The organism is Streptomyces lasiicapitis (assembly GCF_014646335.1).
Taxonomy (GTDB): domain Bacteria; phylum Actinomycetota; class Actinomycetes; order Streptomycetales; family Streptomycetaceae; genus Streptomyces; species Streptomyces lasiicapitis.
Genome location: NZ_BMNG01000010.1, coordinates 234,128 through 251,224, shown reverse-complemented (window position 1 = coordinate 251,224; position 17,097 = coordinate 234,128). Strand labels below are relative to the sequence as shown.

General features: G+C 71.6%; 16 protein-coding genes. 10 read left to right on the top strand and 6 right to left on the bottom strand.

Annotated features, from left to right (window positions below):
- Positions 1 to 57 precede the first annotated feature (57 nt).
- From IEY91_RS22810 to IEY91_RS22785, 6 genes are all read left to right on the top strand, one after another.
- A complete protein-coding gene (locus tag IEY91_RS22810) occupies positions 58 to 1,098 on the top strand; it encodes a LacI family DNA-binding transcriptional regulator (RefSeq protein WP_164317180.1) in 1,041 nt (346 codons plus the stop codon).
- A 521-nt stretch (positions 1,099 to 1,619) separates the two neighbouring features.
- Positions 1,620 to 3,203 carry a sensor histidine kinase gene (locus IEY91_RS22805; RefSeq protein WP_189175469.1) on the top strand — a complete coding sequence of 528 codons (1,584 nt, stop codon included), beginning with the start codon at positions 1,620 to 1,622 and terminating at the stop codon, positions 3,201 to 3,203.
- A 4-nt stretch (positions 3,204 to 3,207) separates the two neighbouring features.
- Positions 3,208 to 3,618 (top strand): roadblock/LC7 domain-containing protein, encoded by a 411-nt coding sequence (locus IEY91_RS22800; protein WP_164317178.1) that lies wholly within the window; start codon positions 3,208 to 3,210, stop codon positions 3,616 to 3,618.
- A complete protein-coding gene (locus IEY91_RS22795) occupies positions 3,615 to 3,989 on the top strand; it encodes a DUF742 domain-containing protein (RefSeq protein WP_164317176.1) in 375 nt (124 codons plus the stop codon). Before IEY91_RS22800 ends, IEY91_RS22795 begins: the two co-directional genes overlap by 4 nt.
- Positions 3,970 to 4,590, top strand: a complete 621-nt coding sequence (locus IEY91_RS22790) for a GTP-binding protein (RefSeq protein ID WP_229697168.1) — start codon at positions 3,970 to 3,972, stop codon at positions 4,588 to 4,590. The genes IEY91_RS22795 and IEY91_RS22790 overlap by 20 nt, the downstream gene beginning before the upstream one ends.
- Positions 4,587 to 5,849 (top strand): cytochrome P450, encoded by a 1,263-nt coding sequence (locus IEY91_RS22785; RefSeq protein ID WP_189175468.1) that lies wholly within the window; start codon positions 4,587 to 4,589, stop codon positions 5,847 to 5,849. Before IEY91_RS22790 ends, IEY91_RS22785 begins: the two co-directional genes overlap by 4 nt.
- Before the next feature lie 55 nt (positions 5,850 to 5,904).
- Here the strand turns inward: IEY91_RS22785 and IEY91_RS22780 are convergent, their stop codons facing one another.
- Positions 5,905 to 6,930 (bottom strand): 7-epi-alpha-eudesmol synthase, encoded by a 1,026-nt coding sequence (locus tag IEY91_RS22780; RefSeq protein ID WP_189175467.1) that lies wholly within the window; start codon positions 6,928 to 6,930, stop codon positions 5,905 to 5,907.
- Positions 6,931 to 7,159: 229 nt separating this feature from the next.
- On the opposite strand from IEY91_RS22780, the gene IEY91_RS22775 reads away from it, so the two are divergent.
- Positions 7,160 to 8,515 carry a cytochrome P450 gene (locus tag IEY91_RS22775; RefSeq protein WP_189175466.1) on the top strand — a complete coding sequence of 452 codons (1,356 nt, stop codon included), beginning with the start codon at positions 7,160 to 7,162 and terminating at the stop codon, positions 8,513 to 8,515.
- A 13-nt stretch (positions 8,516 to 8,528) separates the two neighbouring features.
- Here IEY91_RS22775 and IEY91_RS22770 read toward each other — a convergent pair whose 3' ends face one another.
- Positions 8,529 to 9,221: a B3/B4 domain-containing protein gene (locus tag IEY91_RS22770; protein WP_189175465.1), complete on the bottom strand. Its 693-nt coding sequence runs from the start codon at positions 9,219 to 9,221 to the stop codon at positions 8,529 to 8,531.
- 50 nt (positions 9,222 to 9,271) lie between these two features.
- A complete protein-coding gene (locus IEY91_RS22765) occupies positions 9,272 to 9,874 on the bottom strand; it encodes a LysE family translocator (protein WP_189175464.1) in 603 nt (200 codons plus the stop codon).
- Between the two features lie 28 nt (positions 9,875 to 9,902).
- On the opposite strand from IEY91_RS22765, the gene pdxR reads away from it, so the two are divergent.
- On the top strand, positions 9,903 to 11,465 hold the full coding sequence (gene pdxR, locus IEY91_RS22760; protein ID WP_189175463.1) for a MocR-like pyridoxine biosynthesis transcription factor PdxR: 1,563 nt from the start codon (positions 9,903 to 9,905) through the stop codon (positions 11,463 to 11,465).
- A 10-nt stretch (positions 11,466 to 11,475) separates the two neighbouring features.
- Here the strand turns inward: pdxR and IEY91_RS22755 are convergent, their stop codons facing one another.
- Positions 11,476 to 13,017 carry a bifunctional phosphatase PAP2/diacylglycerol kinase family protein gene (locus IEY91_RS22755; RefSeq protein ID WP_189175462.1) on the bottom strand — a complete coding sequence of 514 codons (1,542 nt, stop codon included), beginning with the start codon at positions 13,015 to 13,017 and terminating at the stop codon, positions 11,476 to 11,478.
- Between the two features lie 79 nt (positions 13,018 to 13,096).
- Entirely contained in the window at positions 13,097 to 13,534 is a 438-nt protein-coding gene (locus tag IEY91_RS22750; RefSeq protein ID WP_229697167.1) for a MarR family winged helix-turn-helix transcriptional regulator, read from the bottom strand.
- Between the two features lie 125 nt (positions 13,535 to 13,659).
- Here IEY91_RS22750 and IEY91_RS22745 point away from each other — a divergent pair, with 125 nt between their 5' ends.
- On the top strand, positions 13,660 to 15,201 hold the full coding sequence (locus IEY91_RS22745; protein WP_189175461.1) for an MFS transporter: 1,542 nt from the start codon (positions 13,660 to 13,662) through the stop codon (positions 15,199 to 15,201).
- 107 nt (positions 15,202 to 15,308) lie between these two features.
- On the opposite strand, the gene IEY91_RS22740 is transcribed toward IEY91_RS22745, so the two are convergent.
- A complete protein-coding gene (locus tag IEY91_RS22740; protein ID WP_189175460.1) occupies positions 15,309 to 16,199 on the bottom strand; it encodes an NAD(P)-dependent oxidoreductase in 891 nt (296 codons plus the stop codon).
- Positions 16,200 to 16,405: 206 nt separating this feature from the next.
- Between IEY91_RS22740 and IEY91_RS22735 the strand changes: the two genes are divergently transcribed.
- On the top strand, positions 16,406 to 16,984 hold the full coding sequence (locus IEY91_RS22735) for a TetR/AcrR family transcriptional regulator (protein WP_189175591.1): 579 nt from the start codon (positions 16,406 to 16,408) through the stop codon (positions 16,982 to 16,984).
- Positions 16,985 to 17,097: the final 113 nt, after the last annotated feature.

Genomic DNA, 17,097 nt, shown 5'->3' with positions numbered 1-17,097 from the left:
GGCCCGCCCCCGGAACCGACCACACAGCCCCGTCGGAAACGAAAGGAACGCACCGCCATGCCCGAACCGCGGGAGTCCAGGGCCGGGCAGCCCCCCACCCTCCGTGACGTCGCCGAGCGTGCCGAGGTCAGCGCGATGACCGCGTCCCGGGTGCTGCGCAACGACCCGCGCGTGCTGCCCGCGACCCGCGACCGCGTACGCGCCGCAGCCGCTGCCCTCGGCTACCGACCCAACGAAGTGGCCCGCAGCCTCCGCCTGGGCCGCGGCACGGGCTTGGTCGGCCTGGTCGTCACCAACCTCGCCAACCCCTTCTACTCACGGCTCGCCCTCGGCGTGGACTCGGTCGTGGCGGCCGACGGTCTGAAGACGGTCATCGGCAACACCGGCCAGGACCTGGACGGCGAACGGGACTTGGTGGCGGACCTGGTGGCCCGCCGCGTCGACGGCATCATCGCCGTGCCCGCGGGCTCCGACCACCGCCACCTCGCCGCGGCGGCGGACGGCGGCGTACCGGTGGTGCTCGCCAGCCGCCCGCCCGAAGGCTTCGACGCGGACTGCGTGCTGGTCGACGACTTCGGCGGCGCACGCGAAGCGACGGCCCGACTGCTCTCCCGCGGCCACCGCCGCATCGGCTTCCTCGGCTCACCGCCCGCCGTCCACACCGGCACGGAACGCCTGCGCGGCTACACCGCGGCCCACGCCGACGCGGGCCTGCCCGCAGACGCGAGCCTCGTACGCCAAGGCCAGACCGAACCGGCCGCTGCCGAGCACGCCGCCACACAGCTCCTCGCCCTGCCCGACCCGCCGACGGCACTGTTCTGCTCCAACAACCGCAACACCATAGGTGCGTTCCGCGCCATCCGAGCCACCGGCACGGACACCGCCCTGGCAGGCTTCGACGACTTCGAACTCGCCGACGCCCTCGGCCTGCCGCTCACCCTCGTCGACTACGACAGCGACGAGTTGGGCCGCACGGCGGGGAGGCTGCTGGTGGAGCGGATACGGGAGCGGAGGGGGGAGGATGAGCGGCAGACCGAGGGCGTAGCCGCGTACCGGCGTGTGGTGATGCCCACCGGCCTCGTCGAGTACGGGAGTTGAGGGAGCTGGAGATCCCGGCGCACCGTGTCCGTATCCGATCTCGCGCGACCGGAGCGGATCGCGCACGGTAGCGCCCATCGGCGCGGGACCCCCTGGAAATGGACAAGCTTGCGGACGCACACTCCATGGTGAATCAGGTCTCTCGCCCGGCCGTCGGACCCGGAGTGAGGCGGCCGCTCCCGCCGAAAAGCCCCGCAGGCCCTCGTGGCACATGCCGAAAGTCGGCGAACGGCACTCCGTGCAGCCACCGAACGTTCTCGGCCGAAAGTCCCCGTACCGGCCCGTAGCGCGGACCGGACCGGGTTGATCCACATCCCCGTTCACCCGATAAGCTCCGTGACGGCGCGGCGTGTTGACGCGATTGCAGTCCGTTGCGGCATGCCGTGCCGTCGCGCTTCCGTATGGGGGAACGCACGCAGGTGACCAGGGAGGGTGCCGCTGATACCGGGCGCGCTTCCGGTACACGAGCGCGGCCAATCGTTGGTTCTCTCCTGTTCGATCGCGTTGGTTTGAGGATGCAGATGGAACTTGCCACTCCGCCACCGGCGGCGGCCCAAGGATCAAAGGCCTGGCGCACCTGGTGGCTGCTGCCGCTCGGGTTGGGGGCGGGCACGGTCGCCACCGCAGTGGCCGACTCCGGTGAGGCGCGAATACCTCTTGCGCTCGCGGGACTTGGTGCGACCGCGACCGCCTCGCTCTGTGTCCGCCTGCTGCTGCGTTCGCGGGCGGAACTGGGCCGCGCGACCGCCGAGGTGCACGCGGTCCGGATCCAGCAGGCCCAGCAGTGGCAGCAGCACGTCGCCGCTCTGGAGCGGGACCACGGGGATCGGCACGCCGCCGTCGAGGCCCGTCTCGCCGACGAGGTCAAGGCGTGGCGGTGGCGCCTGAACCGGCAGCAGGAACTGGTCACCCGTCTGAGCGACGAGTTCCTGCCCATGGCCCTGAAGGGGCTGCGCGCCGGTGAGGCGATCGACGACGTACTGCCGGACCTGACACAAGAGACCGATGTGTCACCGGAGTTCAGGAAGGCGCTGCGCAAGGTGCTGCGCACCGGCCTGATCGCCGTCGAGGAGGAGCTCAACCGCAGCACGTCGGCCGAGCAGGCCGTCATCAGCATCGGCAGCAGGCTCCACGTACTGACGGGAAAGATCCGCGGTCGCCTGCACGAGATGCAGGGCGAGCACGGCCGCTTGCCCGTGATCGCCCAGGGGCTGATGGAACTGGACCAGGCGATCGGCCCCGCGGACTGTCTGGCCGCCAGCATCGGCGTGCTGGGCGGCACGGACCGGCCCGGACGCCAGTGGCAGGAGCCGCAGCGCCTGCTGAGCGTGGTGCGCGGCGGCATCGGACGCATCAAGGACTTCGACCGCGTGCAGGTCCGCCACCTGCCCGAACTCGGCGTCGACGGCGGCCTGGTGGACCACCTCACGCTGATCTTCGCCCACCTCCTGGACAACGCGGCGCGCTACTCGCCGCCCACCGAGCCGGTGATCGTGTCCGGCAAGGAGGTGCCCAACGGAGTGGGCATCGAGATCCAGGACGCCGGAAAGGGCCTGAACGAGGAGAAGAAGCAGCAGGCCCTCGACTCCCTCGACGGGGTGGCGGCGGGCCCCGGCCTCGGTGGCCTTTCGGAGGACGCGCACCTCGGCCTGCGTGTCGTGGGCACGCTGGGCCGCAGGTACGGGATCCGGGTGACGTTCGCGGACTCGCCCTGGCTCGGTACGTCCGTCGTCGTGGTCGTGCCCCACAAGTACTTCAGCCCGCTGCCGGCCTCCTCCACCCCCGGCACGGAGGCGGCCCCCGCCACCCCGCCCGAGCCGCAGGAGGGCGCCGCACCGATGCCGCAGCCGCCTCCTCAGGACGGCGCCACAGCCGCCGCGGCCGACACCACTCCAGGAGGCCTGCCGAAGCGGCGCAGGAGCTCCCCGCGCGACGGATCCACGGACGGGTCCCGGTACCCGGAAGCCGCCCCCGCGGCGGCCGTGACCAAGCCCGTCGTGCCGCCGGACGCGTCCTTCACCGGCCTGGCGGCCTTCGCCACCGCCGGACGGGCGACCGACGAGCCCCGCTCGGAAGACACGGAATACACGGAAGGTAGGGACTAGCCGCATGACGCAGCACGAGACCGACGTGAGCTGGGCCCTGCGTGATCTGACGGACAGCATTCAGGAGATCCGCTTCGCCCTGGTGGCATCCAGCGACGGCAAGGCCATCACGTCCTACGGAGCCGACGACCCGGACGACGTCGACCGGTTCGCCGCCGTGGTGGCGGGCCTCCAAGCCCTGGCCCAACCGGTCGCAGAGCAGTTCCCCGCGTACGGCGGGCAGTTGCGGCTCGCGATGATCGAGGTCGACGGCGGCCACCTGTTCGTCGTGCGGGCCGGCGTGGAGACGTACCTCGGAGTACTGGCCAAGGAAGGTCTCGACCAAGGGCTGCTCGGTCACCAGATGAGGGACTTGGCCCGCAGGATGGGTGAGCTTCTCGGCACCACTCCGCGCCGGGAGGAGCAGTCTGGATGAGCGGCCCCAAGCGGCCCGCCGACCCGTCCGGCCTCGAGCGCTACTACGTCCTCACCGGCGGCCGCAGCGGTCCTGCCGGGCCGGCCGCGGGGCTCGACGTGGCGACGCTCATCGTCTCGCGCGGCGCGCCCGCGCCCGGCATGCAGCACGAGCACGAGGAGATCGTGCGCCGGTGCCGTGATCCGCTGTCGGTGGCCGAGCTGGGTGCCCACCTCGGGCTGCCGTTCAACATTCTCGCGGTGCTGGTGACCGACCTGCTCGCAGCGGGCCGGGTGGACGCCCGTGACCCCATTCCGGCTTCATCCGTATCCGGTCGCGGGCCGGACCTCGCGCTCCTTGAGGAGGTACTCAGTGGTCTTGAAAGGCTTTGACCGTCCGGACCAGCCGGCGATCCCCGGCGCACTGCCCGCCGAAAGCCGCTCGGTCAAGGTGATGATCGCCGGTGGCTTCGGCACCGGCAAGACCACCATGGTGCGCTCGGTGAGCGACATCAGGCCGCTCACCACCGAGGAGACACTGACTCAGGCCAGTGCCGACGTCGACCACCTCATCGGCATCGCGGACAAACAGGAGACCACGGTCAGCCTCGACTTCGGGCGGATCGGCATAAACGACCAACTGGTGCTCTACCTCTTCGGCACGCCGGGGCAGGAACGCTTCTGGTTCCTGTGGAACGGCCTGTTCAAGGGGGCGCTGGGAGCGGTCGTCCTGGTGGACACGCGTCGCCTGGCGTCCAGTTTCCGGGCGATCGAGGAGATGGAACGGCAGAACGTGCCGTTCGTCATCGGTCTGAATGTGTTCCCTGATTCCAAGGAGCACCCGATCGACGAGGTCAGGGACGCGCTTGACGTCCCTCAGCACACCCCGATCATCACGTGCGACGCCCGGGACCGGAAATCGAGTCGGGACGTGCTCATCGCTTTGATACACCATCTGAAGGACCGCTCGGCCGCCACCCTGGAACCCCGATGAACGCCCCCACGCCCGCCGGCCTGCCCGCCACCTCGGGCTGCCCCGTGGCGCACGGCGGGCAGGACTCCCTCACCCGCCTGTACGGTCCTGACGCGTCGGACGATCCACAAGGGATCTACGAGCGGTTGCGCGAGCAGCACGGCCCGGTCGCCCCCGTCCTGCTGGAGGGCGACGTGCACGCCTGGCTGGTGCTCGGCTACCGGGAGAACCGCCATGTGCTGGAGAATCCGCGGCAGTTCACGCGGGACTCACGGATCTGGCGGGACTGGAAGGAGGGCCGCGTCGAGGAGTCCTCCCCGCTGATCCAGATGGTGGGCTGGCGCCCCGACTGCGTCTCCCAGGAGGGCGAGGCGCACCGGCGGCTGCGCGCGGCGGTGACGGACAACCTGCAGGCGATCGCGGGCCGTGGGATTCGACGCCATGTCACGCACTTCGCCAACAAGCAGATCGACGCCTTCGTGGCCGCAGGGCAGGCCGACCTCGTCACCGAGTACGCCGAGTATCTGCCGATGCTCGTACTGACCAGGCTGTTCGGGCTCGCGGAGGGAGAGGGGCGGCAGTTGGCCGTCTCCTGCGCTCAGGTGATCAAGGGCGGCGAGGAGGCGCTGGCTCACAACGACCGCATCATGAAGATCCTCGGCGAACTCGCCGAACGCAAGCGCGCCGAGCCGGGGTCGGACTTCACCACCGGCCTCCTCGATCACCGCGCGGACCTGGACGAAGAAGAGGTTCTCAGCCATCTGCGGCTCGTTCTGATCGCCGCGCACACCACCACCAGCAACCTGCTGGCCCGGGTGCTCCAACTGCTGCTCACCCACCCGTCCCACATGGCCGGTCTCGTGAGCGGCCGGCTCGACATCTCGGCGGTCGTCGAAGAGGTCATGTGGAACACCCCGCCGCTGGCCGTCTGCCCGGGGCGGTTCGCCACGGCCGACCTGGAACTCGGCGGCCGACAGGTGAAGGCGGGCGATCTGCTGGTCCTCGGCCTGGCGGCCGGCAACCGGGACCCGGAGGTCCGGCCCGACGCCACGACGGCCCTGCACGGCAACAAGGCCCATCTGGCGTTCAGCGGCGGCTCCCACGAGTGCCCGGGACAAGGCGTGGGCCAGGCCATCATCGAGACGGCGGTCGACGTGCTGATCCACCGGCTGCACGGACTGCGGCTCGCGGCCGCTCCCGCGGATCTCACGGCCACCGCCTCCTCGTGGGAGGCCAGGCTCGACCGCCTTCCGGTCGCGTTCACGGCTCAGGAGACGTAGCCGTACGAGGGTGCGACCCGGAGTCCCCGAGGCCGAGTCGCACCCTCCGTACGCGTCAGACGCTCAGCAAGTCGTCGACGGACCCGTGCCCGCGCTTCTCGGCCGCGGCTGCGGGAGTGTTCTTGACCGCCGAGTACCGGCCTGTGCTCAGGGCCCACTCGTAGTTGCCGCCGATCCAGTGCCGGATGGCCTCGACGCCCATCCCCACGCGTACGCGTTCGTCGTCGCTCAGGCGGAGTTCGTCGCACAGTTGGGGTATCTGAGACTCCAGCCGCAGATAGTCCCGCAGGCGCTCCTCGGTCCGGTGGATGGCCTCGACCGTGGCGTCCTCCCAGCCGCAGTCGTGGGCGCGGCGCAGCACGGCGATGAGGTTGTGGCCGTCTCCGCGCCGTGCCTCGCGCTCGAAGGAGTGGATGTCGTTCATGAAGCCGATGGTGTCCGCCGCGGCATCGCGCAGCCGGATCATCACCGGGTGGGCCTGGGCCTGCACGGGCACTTCGAAGCGGCGGCTGCGCTCACCCGCGTCGATGCTGTGGTGGATGCCCACGGTGCGCCGGCGGAACGCCGTGTACTCCGCGATGCCAAGTGTGGCGCCACTGGCGGCGAGGTCGATCTCCTCGGAGTGCGCGACCAGGAACCGCCCCCAGGATGCGGCGAACCGGGTGCGCCAGGCCAGGGACATGCCGTCGGACAGGTGCTCCCACACCTGCGCCCAGGCCCTCGTGATCGGGCAGACGACGCGGGGCGCGCTGCCCACGGGGCGCAGCGGCGTGACGGCGAGCTCCCGCGCGACATCCGCTATGCGATCGGCGCGGCCGGGCTGAGCCATGTCGAACTGGTCGTCGAAGAGGAAGGCCAGGGAGAACCAGTTCATCAGCACGACCATGTCGTCGGCCGACGCGTGCGGGTAGGTGCGTATCGCCGCCTGGGGGAGGTCCCAGGTCAGGTATTCGTCGAAACCGGCCTGGCTGCGCACGAGTTCCATCTCCCGCACCCAGCTCAGGTGCCGGTCCCGTGCGTAGTCGAGATGGTCGCTGACCGGGGTGGAGAAGGGGATGTCGAACCGGACGTCCTGGGGCATTCACGATCTCCTAGGGGTGTGCTCGTACGGCTCCCCCCGGCGCCCACGAGCGGACGCTTGGCATGCTCATTGATCGAGTTGCGATTCGAGGCTGCCCCGGCCGTAAACGATCTATGCTGTGATCTGGCCAACTCGGCCCACGTGCCTCACAGATCACAGATTGCTCAGGTCTCGGAACGGGAAGTGATGGGCGGAACTGTCCCTACCGCTTCAGGAGTACTGAGCCGACGTGACCACCATTGCGGCGCCCCCCATCCCCACGGCAGCGGGAGCCCTCCCGCTGCTGGGCCACGCGATACCCCTCCTGCGTGACAACCTGGCCTTCGTCGCCTCGCTGCGGGACTACGGCCCGTTGGTGAGAATCCATCTCCAGCCACGGCAGTCGACCGTCGTCGTGAATGATCCGGCGCTGATCCGCACGATGCTGGTGGACCTCGCACCCGGGCTCGACAAGGGGCGGTTCTTCGAGAAGATGGGCCAAGTGCTCGGCGGGGACAGCGTGGTGACCGCCGCGGGCTCGGACCACGTCCGCAAACGGCGCCAGTTGCAGCCGGCCTTCCGGCACGACGAGATAGCCCGGTACGTCGACCTGATGCGCGACGAGGTGGTCCGCACGGCCACGGCCTGGAGGCCGGGCGGGACGCTCAACGTGCGCGAGGCCATGGTCAAGTTGTCGCTGGACATGCTGGCGGCGACGGTGTTCGCCTCGAGCCTGGACGAGCAGGCGTTCCGTCGTCTTCGGCGGGATCTGTCGGTGGTGATGAACGGCGTCGGCGCACGCGTCATGCTGCCGGACTGGGTGGAGCGGCTGCCGCTGCCGGCCAACTGGCGGTTCAACTCCTCCCGGGCGGCGGTGCGGGCCGTCATCGGCGACGCGGTGGACGGCTTGCGCGCGTCCGGGCACGACACGGGGGACATGCTCTCCACCCTGCTGCGGGCCGAGGACGAGGAGACGGGCCGGCCGATGGCCGCCCATCAGATCTGCTCGGAGGTCCTGACGCTCGCGGTGGCCGGCACCGAGACCACGGCGTCGGTCCTCTCGTGGGTGCTGTACGAACTCGCCCGCAACCCGGACGTGGACGCGCGGCTGCAGGAGGAACTGGAGGACGTGCTCGCGGGCCGCGCCGTGACCTTCGAGGACATGTCCCGGCTCCCGTACCTCCGCAACGTCATCACCGAGGCGCTGCGGCTGCATCACACCGGATGGCTGGTGACCCGTCGCACGCTCGCGGCTGTCCGCCTCGGGGACTGGGAGATCCCGCCCGGCACGGAACTGGCCTACTGCCAGCACGCCTTGCACCGTGACGCCTCCCTGTTCCCGGATCCCTTGCGCTTCGACCCCGACCGCTGGCTGGACGAGCCGTGGAAGGCCGCTCTTCCGGAGGGTGCCTTCCTCCCCTTCGGAGCGGGCAAGCACAAGTGCATCGGCGATCACTTCGCGATGACCGAGCTCACCACGGCGATCGCCACGCTGACCAGGATGTGGCGCCTCGACCTCGCCTCGGACCGGGAGGTTCGACCCGAGGCCCGTGCCACCGTCCGGCCGAGCACGCTGATGATGACGGCGGGGCGCCGGGAGCCCTGAGACCCCGCCGCCCTCACCGCACGAAGCGCGGCGAAGCCCGCGTCAGCACCGCCGTCTCCGGCGCGACCGACCAGTGGACGCGCAACTCGTCCGCGAGCGCCCCGGTCAGCTTCGCCACGTCCGCCGGAGCGGTCTCGTGCAGGCCCTCCACGATGATCAGTACGTCCGCCGTGCTGTCCCGGACGGCCGAGTAGCCGCTCTGGCGGTTGGTCCAGCGTCTGGCGTGGGCGCGGCGGGTGTCGTCGGCGAAGATCACCTCGTGGGGGTCGGGGTGCTCCACCTCGCCGGAGAACGTCTCGTAGGCCTCGTCCCCGTCGGCGTACCGGACTTCTAGATTCCCGTTGATGCGGGAGACGTCGAAGACGCCGACAGGGATGCCGTACGCGAGGGACGCGGCGTTGCAGAGGTCGATCAGGGGGTGGATGCGGGGCAGGGAGCCCTCCTTGCGGAAGCGCCGCAGGAGGGACTCGGAGGCACAGCGGTACTGCGTGGGCCTCAGGCCCATCGCGGAGAACGCGCGCCGCCAGGCCTGGACTTCGGGCAGTCCGCTCTCCTGCGTCGCGGTGAGTCGCTCTGCTGCCGCCGCACTGAACTCGGCGACAGGCCGGTCGACCGACGCGTCGTGTGTGATGCCCCGCGTGAAGATCACCCCGGGGACGAGGTGCGGGAAGTCCTGCCAGAGGTCGCTCGCGTGCTGGAAGCGCATGGTGGATCCGATCGGGAGAGGGCTGAGAGGGGAGTGCCGTTGCGGCGGCGTCAGAGGAAGGCGAGCTTTGCGCCGAGTGCCGCGAACGCGCCCGCGAAGACCCGCCGCAGCCACGCCATGACCCGCGGCCGCCCGATGACGTGCTCGCGCACCGCGGCGGCGAACACCCCGTAGAGGGCGAACACGACCAGCGTCAACAGCATGAAGTAGGCGCTGAGTTCGGCCATCCGCAGGAAGGCGTACGGCTCGCCCTTGTCGACGAACTGCGGCAGGAAGGCGAAGAAGAAGAGAGTGAGCTTGGGGTTGAGGAGGTTGATCAGCACGGCGGACACGATGACGTCCGCCGCCGAGCGCGGGGCGTCGTCCCCCTGCTCCGCCGCGAGGGCGTTCTTCTCGCGCAGGGTCTTCCACGCCATGTAGAGGAGGTACGCCACACCCAGGTACTTGAGCGTCTGGAACGCGACGGCGCTGGCGTTCAGCAGCGCGGCGAGACCGGTGATCGCGGCGAGCATGTGCGGGACGATGCCCACGGTGCAGCCGACGGCCGCGACCACTCCGGCGCGGGTGCCCCACGAGAGGCCGGCCGCGACGGTGAACAGTACTCCGGTGCCGGGCGTCACGGTGAGGACGAGCGAGGTCAGCAGGAACTCCATGGCTTGACTCTGCCGCCACAATGGATCCATGAACAGGTCCAATGGATCTCCTTCTGATGGGTCCATAACCGCACCGGGCACGGCTGCCACGTCTGCTCCGGGCGCGGCCGGGGCGGCCCCGTCCGCACCGGACACGGCCGGGAAGACCCTGTCCGCCTCCGACTTCCTCCAGCTGAACCCCGCCGAGGCCCCCAAGGGCGGCATGGCCGACTGGCTGGCCCGGCAGATCCGGTACGCGGTGGCGAACGGGCTGCTCCCCGCCGGCAGCAGGCTGCCCGCCACCCGCGTACTCGCCGGGGAGCTCGGCGTCTCGCGCGGCGTGGTGACCGAGGCGTACCGGCGGCTCACCGAGGACGGGCACGTGGCGGGGCGGGGGAGGGGCGGGACCGTCGTGCTCGCGGCGCCCCTCGCGCGTCCGACGGAGCGTCAAGTGACCGCTGACGACGGCACGTCAGGGCAGCCGGGGCTGTTCACGGCCCCGCCCGGGACCGGCACCTTCGACGCCTTGCGCGCCGCCCCCGCCCGCATCGACCTCTCGCCCGGCCTGCCGGACCTCGCCGCGTTCCCGCGCGCGGCCTGGCTGCGCGCCGAGCGGTCGGTGCTCGCCGGACTCGTGCCGTCGGACTTCGGCTACGGCGACCCGCGCGGCACCCCCGCCCTGCGCCGCGCCGTCGCGCGCTGGCTCGCCTTGAACCGGGGGATCGCCGCCGACCCGGACGAGGTCCTGATCGTCGCGGGCACCGCCCAGGCGCTCGGACTGCTCGCGCTGGTGCTGCGGGACGAGGGGGTCACCCGCGTCGCGATCGAGGACCCCGGCTCGCTGGGCATCCGACAGCATCTGCACAACTCCGGGCTCCAGTCACCGCCCGTCCCCGTCGACTCGAAGGGCATCCGCGTCGACGCGCTGCGCGCCACCGGAGCCCGCGTCGCGCTGCTCACCCCGGCCCACCAGTTCCCGACCGGCGTGGTCCTCGACGGCGGCAGGCGCCGTGAACTCGCGGACTGGGCCCGGGACGGCGGACTGATCATCGAGGACGACTACGACGCCGAGCACCGCTACGACCGGCCGCCCGTGCCCGCCCTGCGCTCCACCCTCGCCGACCACGTCGCGTACGCGGGCAGCGTCTCCAAGCTCCTCGCGCCCGCCCTGCGCGTGGGCTGGCTGCTCGCGCCCCGCCGCCACCGGAGCGCCCTCGTCGACGCCAAGCGGTTCGCCGACCTCGGCAACGCGGCCCTGCCCCAACTGGTGCTCGCCCACCTGATGGAGTCCGGTGAGCTGGAGCGGCATCTTCGCTTCCTGCGCCGCCGCCATCGCGGCCGCCGCGACGCGATGATCGCGGCGATCGGGGCCCGCATGCCGGGCGCCGTCGTCCACGGCGCCGCCGCGGGCCTGCACCTGATGGTCACCTTCGAGGCGGGGCGCGACGACACCGCGCTGGCCGCCGCGGCACTGGAACGCGGCGTCAAGGTGCAGCCGCTGTCCTGGCACGCCCAGCGCCCGGGGCGGCCGGGCCTGGTCCTCGGCTACGCGGCGAGCACGCCGTCGGACATCCGGGAGGGCATCGCCGTGCTGGGGGACCTGCTGCGCTGAGCGGAGCGCCTCAGTGGTCGAGGGTCGGTCCCTCCGTCAGGGGCCGGTACACGGTCAGCGCCTCGAGCAGCTTGTCGACGCGCAGCGCGCCGGGCGCGTCCCGCACCTCGCCGTCGTACGCCATCTGCGTCCCTTCGGGCAGGCCCGTCACGGTGAGGTGGCGGGAGTGCGCCGAGGCGTAGAGGCGGGTGCGGGCGAGGCCGCCCGCGAGGGCGGTCGCGAGCAGGCGGGTGCGGGCGAAGTGGCCGCCGTGGGCGATGCGTACGTCCAGGAGGCCGTCGGCGAGGTCGTGGCGGCGTACCGGGGCGATGCCCACGTTGCGGTAGGCGCCGTTGCCCGCGAACAGCAGCCACATCGCGCGGCGCCGCCCGTTGACGACGGCGCGCAGCGGTTCGGTGGTCCGCAGGACCCGGCTCACGGCGAGCAGGGTGGCTGCGGGGCCGCCGATCCTCGGCGACCAGTGTTCCCGCAGCCGTACGAGGTCGGGGTAGGAGCCGAGGCTGAAGGTGTTGAGGAAGTACGCGGGCTGTGCGTCCGCCCTTGCGGGGGAGTGCGGGGACGGGATCGGGGTGATCCGGCCGACGTCGACGCGGACGGCCGTGCCCCGCGCCACGGCCGCGCAGGCTTCCGCGACGGACTCGGGGCCGAGGTCGGCGGCGAAGTGGTTGAAGGTGCCGCCGGGCAGCACCATCAGGGGCACGCCGTGCTCCAGGGCGGGGATCACGGCCGCGTTGACGGTGCCGTCGCCGCCGCACACGCCGAGGACGCCGCCGCGTCGGGCCGCGTCCCGCGCCGCCTCCGCGATCACTTCGGGCAGCGGTCCCGCGTCCGGCTCGTAGATGATGACTTCGGCGCGCGGCAGCGCGATCTTCAACTGGCGTACGGGATCGGCGAGTTGCGGCTGCGCGCCGGAGGACGGGTTGACCACGACGAACAGGCCCTCGCCGTCGGGCAGCGCCGGGGCGTCGGCGCGCGGCCGGGCCGGCGGCGGGAGCTGGGAGCGTGACGGGACGAGGCCGCGTACGGCGAAGGCGGCACCGGCCCCGAGACCCGCGCCCACCAGGACGTCGCTCGGGTAGTGCACGCCGGTGTAGACGCGGGAGAAGGCGACCGACGCCGCGACGGGCGCGATCGCGGCGCCCCAGCGGCGCGACTCCAGGGCCGCGCCCACGGTGAACGCGACCGCGGACGCGGCGTGGCCGGACGGGAAGGAGCTGGTGACGGGCTGGCGCGGCAGGTGTCGTATGACCGGGACCCCGTCGAGCAGGGGGCGGGTGCGGCGCACCGCGCCCTTGCCGAGGGTGTTGACGGTCGCCGACGCGAGGGCGAGCGAGGCGACGCCGCGCACCGCCGCACGTCGCTCCCGGGTACCGCCGACCGCCCACATGCCGGCCGCGACGCCGAACCACAGCAGCCCGTGGTTGGCTCCGCGGCTCAGCCGGGGCAGGGCGCGTTCGGCACCGGGCCACGACCTCGTGGCGACCTTCTCGAACGCGGCGTGGTCGAGGGCGCGCAGCAGGCGCCGGACGCGGCTCGCAGGGTGATCGCTCATGCCCCCGTTATACGGGGCGGGCCGTCCCGGTGCAGCGGCCGGCCGGAACCTCGCGGCGGCGCTTCGCCGTCGGCGCCGGTCAGGAGTCCGCGGGGCGTGGCGTGAAGACGCGGTCGAGGAGGGCGTACAGCGTCGCCCGGTCCTCGGCGTCGAGCGTCGCCAGGCCCTCCAGCGTGGTGTGCATGGAGGCGCGGATGGTGTCGATGGCGTGCTCTCCCTCGGGGGTGAGGACGACGTTCTTCACGCGGCGGTCGCCGGGGCTGGGCTCGCGGCGGACCAGGTCGCGCTTCTCCAGGCGGTCGATGATGCCCGTCATGTTGGAGGCGTCGCAGGCCAGTGTCTCGGCGAGCACGCGCATCGCGGCGGGGCCGCGGCGCAGCACGCTGAGCGTCTTGCCCTGGCTGGCCGTGAGGTTCTCGCGGGCGGCCGCGGCCGTGAAGTCGCCGTAGTAGGCGCCGAGCGACACCGCGAGCAGCTCCATGAGCCGGGCCGTGTCGACGCGTGGGGGTCCTGGCATGTGATCCACCTTACGATCCGATTGAGCCCCGGAAACTTGACCATCTCAAATATTGATGTCTACCGTAAAGGCATTACTTGAAGTTTTCAAGCTTCTAGGTTCTTAAGTAGTTGGGAAAGAGTTCCGTGTCTCACGCACAGCACACGGCGGCCGCTCGGCCCTCCGGACAGACCGCGGTCGTCCTGGTCCTCGGGCTCGCCGCCATGGTCGTATCGATGATGCAGACGCTGGTCGTCCCGATCCTCGGGATCATCCAGAGCGAGCTGGACGCCACCACCGCCAACGTGAGCTGGGTGACCACGGCCACGCTGCTGTCCGCCGCCGTCTTCACGCCACTCCTGGGTCGCTTCGGCGACATGCACGGCAAGAAGCCGACCCTCGTCGGCGTGCTGCTCGTGATGATCGCGGGCTCGGTGCTCGCCGCCACCACGACCTCGCTGACCTGGCTCATCGTCGGCCGGGTGATGCAGGGCGCGGCGACCGCGATCTTCCCGCTCGCCCTGTCCGTGCTGCGCGAGGAGATCAAGCCGGAGAAGCTGCACGGCGCGATGGCCCTGGTCAGCGGCACGCTCGCGTTCGGCAGTGGCCTCGCCCTGGTCGGCGCGGGACTCCTCACCCAGGGCTCCGACCCGGACTACCACCGGGTCTTCTGGCTCGCGGTCGTCCTCGCCGTGGTGGCGCTCGTCGGCGTGCTGTTCGTCGTCCCGGCGTCACGTTCGAAGACGGGTGGACGCACCGACTGGCTGGGCGCGCTCACCCTGGCGCTGCTCCTTGTTCTGCTGCTCCTGCCGATCTCGCAGGGGCACGAGTGGGGCTGGACGTCCGGCCGCACGCTCGGCAGCTTCGCCGCCGCGGTCGTCATGGTCGGGGTGTGGGTCTTCACCGAGACGCGCGTGAAGGAGCCGATGGTGGACATGAAGATGTTCACGCACCGCCCCGTGCTCTTCACCAACCTGGCGGGCCTGCTGCTCGGCTTCGCGATGTTCGCCCAGTTCATCGGCGTCTCCTACCTCGTGCAGATGCCCGAGCAGCTGGCCGGTTACGGCTTCGGCGCCTCCGTGCTCGACGCCTCGGTCGTGTACCTGCTGCCGACCACCCTGGTCTCCCTGGTGGGTGCCCAGTTCGGCGGTGTCCTGGTCCGCCGGATCGGGGCGCGCGCGACGCTGGCCGCCGGAGCGTGCTTCGGTGTGGTCGGCTTCGCCTGGCTGACCCTGGCGCACGACACCACCGCCTCGGTGATCGGCGCGGGCATGGTCGTCGGTCTCGCGATCAGCTTCGGTTACGCCTCCATGCCGGCGCTGATCGTCGCCAGCGTCCCGGCCCACCAGACCGGCATCGCCAACGGCATCAACTCCATCTCCCGCTCCGTCGGCAGCGCCGTCGCCAGCGCGATGATCACCTCGCTCCTCGCGTCCAAGACCATCAAGCTTCCCGCCGGGATGCCCGCGCTGCCCGAGGAGAGCCAGTTCACCCTCAGCTTCGCGATCGCCGGAGCGGCCTTCGCCCTTGTCACGGTCGTGGCCCTGCTCGGCCTCAAGGCCGCGCACGCGCCTCGTACGCAGGTGTTGAGGAAGGTGGCCGAGTCGGAGACGCCGAGCGCGGCGGGATCCGCGCCGGAGAAGGTTTCCGTGTCGGAGAAGGCTTCCTCGGCGGACGCGACGCTGTAACGCGTACGTGGCTCTCTGAAGAAGGCGTACGTGGCCTCCTGAAGCGAACACGGTTGTGCGGCCCGGTCACCCCATCAGGTGGCTGGGCCGCCCGGCGTGATCGGCGATCAGGCGGAGGCGGGACCGGGCGCGTCCGTGCGGGCCTCGATCGCCCGCAGCACCGCCACCATGTCCAGGCCGCCGTGCCCCAGCGCCACGGTGTCGGCGAACAGCCTGTGGCAGACGTCGAGGAGCGGCGAGGCCACGCCCGACGAGCGCGCCGCCTCGGCGACGAGGCGGTTGTTCGTGAGGACGTCCAGGGCGGCCGCCTGCACGCCGAAGTCCCCGGAGAGCAGCTTCGGCGACTTCATCCGTGAGACGCCGCTCGCCATCGGCCCGGCGTCGAGCACGTTCAGGAACAGTTTCGTGTCCAGGCCCTGCCGCTCCGCGAAGTGGAACGACTCGGCCAGGCCCGTCACCGTGGTGATCAGGAAGAGGTTCACTGCCAGCTTCATCAGCAGCGCGTCCGGCACCTGGCCGCACAGGAACGTCTCCTTGCACATGGGCTCGACGAACGGCCGCACCGCCGCCACGTCCTCCGCCTCACCCGCGAGCATCGCCACCAACTGCCCCGCCTCGGCCGGTTCGCGCGACCCGGACACCGGCGCCTCCACGTAGCGCCCGCCCGCCGCGCGCACGTCCGCCGCGAGATCGCGCGAGTACTCGGGCGACGTCGTCCCCATGTGCACGATCGTGTGCCCCGCGACCCGCGGACCGAACGCCTCCGTGTCCCGGCCGAGCGCCGAGTCGATCGCGGCGTTGCTCGCCAGCATGAGGATGACGACGGGCGCCTCCTCGAAGACCTCGTCGACGGTCGCCGCCACCCGCGCCCCTGCCGCGCGCAGCGGTGCGCACTTGGCAGCCGTGCGGTTCCAGACGATCAACCGCGCGCCGGACCGCGCGAGTTGGAGCGCCATGGGCTGCCCCATGACCCCGAGACCTATGAACCCCACGTCCATCGCGCACTCCTGCCTCTGGCCCGCGGGGGCCCTCGACCAAGCCGTCTATGACAGCTGTCATAGTAGCGGGCGAAGTACGGTGCGGCCCAGGGAATTCGGCGTACGCGGCGACCGTGGCGGGCTTCGCCCACGGGGCGCGCGGTGAGTGAGGTGGAGGCGGCGACGTGGCGGCAGGCGAGGTGTCCGGGCGGGGTCCGCGCGAGCGCATGGTGTTCAGCGCGGTTCAGTTGATGCGCCGGGGCGGTGTCGGCGCCACCGGCATGCGGGACGTCGTCGCGCACGCGCGGGCGCCGCGCGGCTCCCTCCAGCACTACTTCCCCGGCGGCAAGGAGCAGTTGGTCAACGAGGCCGTGGAGTGGGCGGGGCGGTACGCGGCGGGGCAGGTCGCGCGGTTCGTCGCGGCGATGGCCGAGCCGACGCCGAGCGGGCTGTTCGCCGCGATGGTGCGCCAGTGGACGGACGAGCTGGAGACGCCGGACGCGGGGTCCGGCTGCCCCGTCGCCGCGGCCGTCATCGACTGCGCGGAGGACAGCGAGTCCACGCGGACGGCCACGGCCGCGGCGTTCGCCGCCTGGACCGGCCCGGTGGCCCAGGCACTCACGGACATGAACGTGCCCACCGCCCGCGCCGAAGCACTCGCCATGCTCATGGTCAGCACGGTGGAGGGGGCCCTGCTGATGGCCCGCGCGGAACGGGACGTACGCGCGCTGAAGACGGCGGCACGGGAGCTCGGACCGCTGCTGGACGGGGCGGTCGGGACGGGCAGCACGGTCGACCGTGCGTGAGCCGCCTCAGGTCTGTCCGGCGCTGAACCCGGGACTGTCCCCGGCCGTGGCCCGCCCCGCTCCGTACGAGCCGAGCCGCCCCGACCGCCTTGCCACGCGCGGCCGACCCCGGT

Excerpts from the sequence above, each read along its gene's own strand:
- IEY91_RS22810 (WP_164317180.1), top strand. The coding sequence starts at position 58 with ATGCCCGAACCGCGGGAGTCCAGGGCCGGGCAGCCCCCCACCCTCCGT.
- IEY91_RS22805 (WP_189175469.1), top strand. The coding sequence starts at position 1,620 with ATGGAACTTGCCACTCCGCCACCGGCGGCGGCCCAAGGATCAAAGGCC.
- IEY91_RS22800 (WP_164317178.1), top strand. The coding sequence starts at position 3,208 with ATGACGCAGCACGAGACCGACGTGAGCTGGGCCCTGCGTGATCTGACG.
- IEY91_RS22795 (WP_164317176.1), top strand. The coding sequence starts at position 3,615 with ATGAGCGGCCCCAAGCGGCCCGCCGACCCGTCCGGCCTCGAGCGCTAC.
- IEY91_RS22785 (WP_189175468.1), top strand. The coding sequence starts at position 4,587 with ATGAACGCCCCCACGCCCGCCGGCCTGCCCGCCACCTCGGGCTGCCCC.
- IEY91_RS22780 (WP_189175467.1), bottom strand. The coding sequence starts at position 6,930 with ATGCCCCAGGACGTCCGGTTCGACATCCCCTTCTCCACCCCGGTCAGC.
- IEY91_RS22770 (WP_189175465.1), bottom strand. The coding sequence starts at position 9,221 with ATGCGCTTCCAGCACGCGAGCGACCTCTGGCAGGACTTCCCGCACCTC.
- IEY91_RS22765 (WP_189175464.1), bottom strand. The coding sequence starts at position 9,874 with ATGGAGTTCCTGCTGACCTCGCTCGTCCTCACCGTGACGCCCGGCACC.
- pdxR (WP_189175463.1), top strand. The coding sequence starts at position 9,903 with ATGAACAGGTCCAATGGATCTCCTTCTGATGGGTCCATAACCGCACCG.
- IEY91_RS22755 (WP_189175462.1), bottom strand. The coding sequence starts at position 13,017 with ATGAGCGATCACCCTGCGAGCCGCGTCCGGCGCCTGCTGCGCGCCCTC.
- IEY91_RS22750 (WP_229697167.1), bottom strand. The coding sequence starts at position 13,534 with ATGCCAGGACCCCCACGCGTCGACACGGCCCGGCTCATGGAGCTGCTC.
- IEY91_RS22740 (WP_189175460.1), bottom strand. The coding sequence starts at position 16,199 with ATGGACGTGGGGTTCATAGGTCTCGGGGTCATGGGGCAGCCCATGGCG.
- IEY91_RS22735 (WP_189175591.1), top strand. The coding sequence starts at position 16,406 with ATGGTGTTCAGCGCGGTTCAGTTGATGCGCCGGGGCGGTGTCGGCGCC.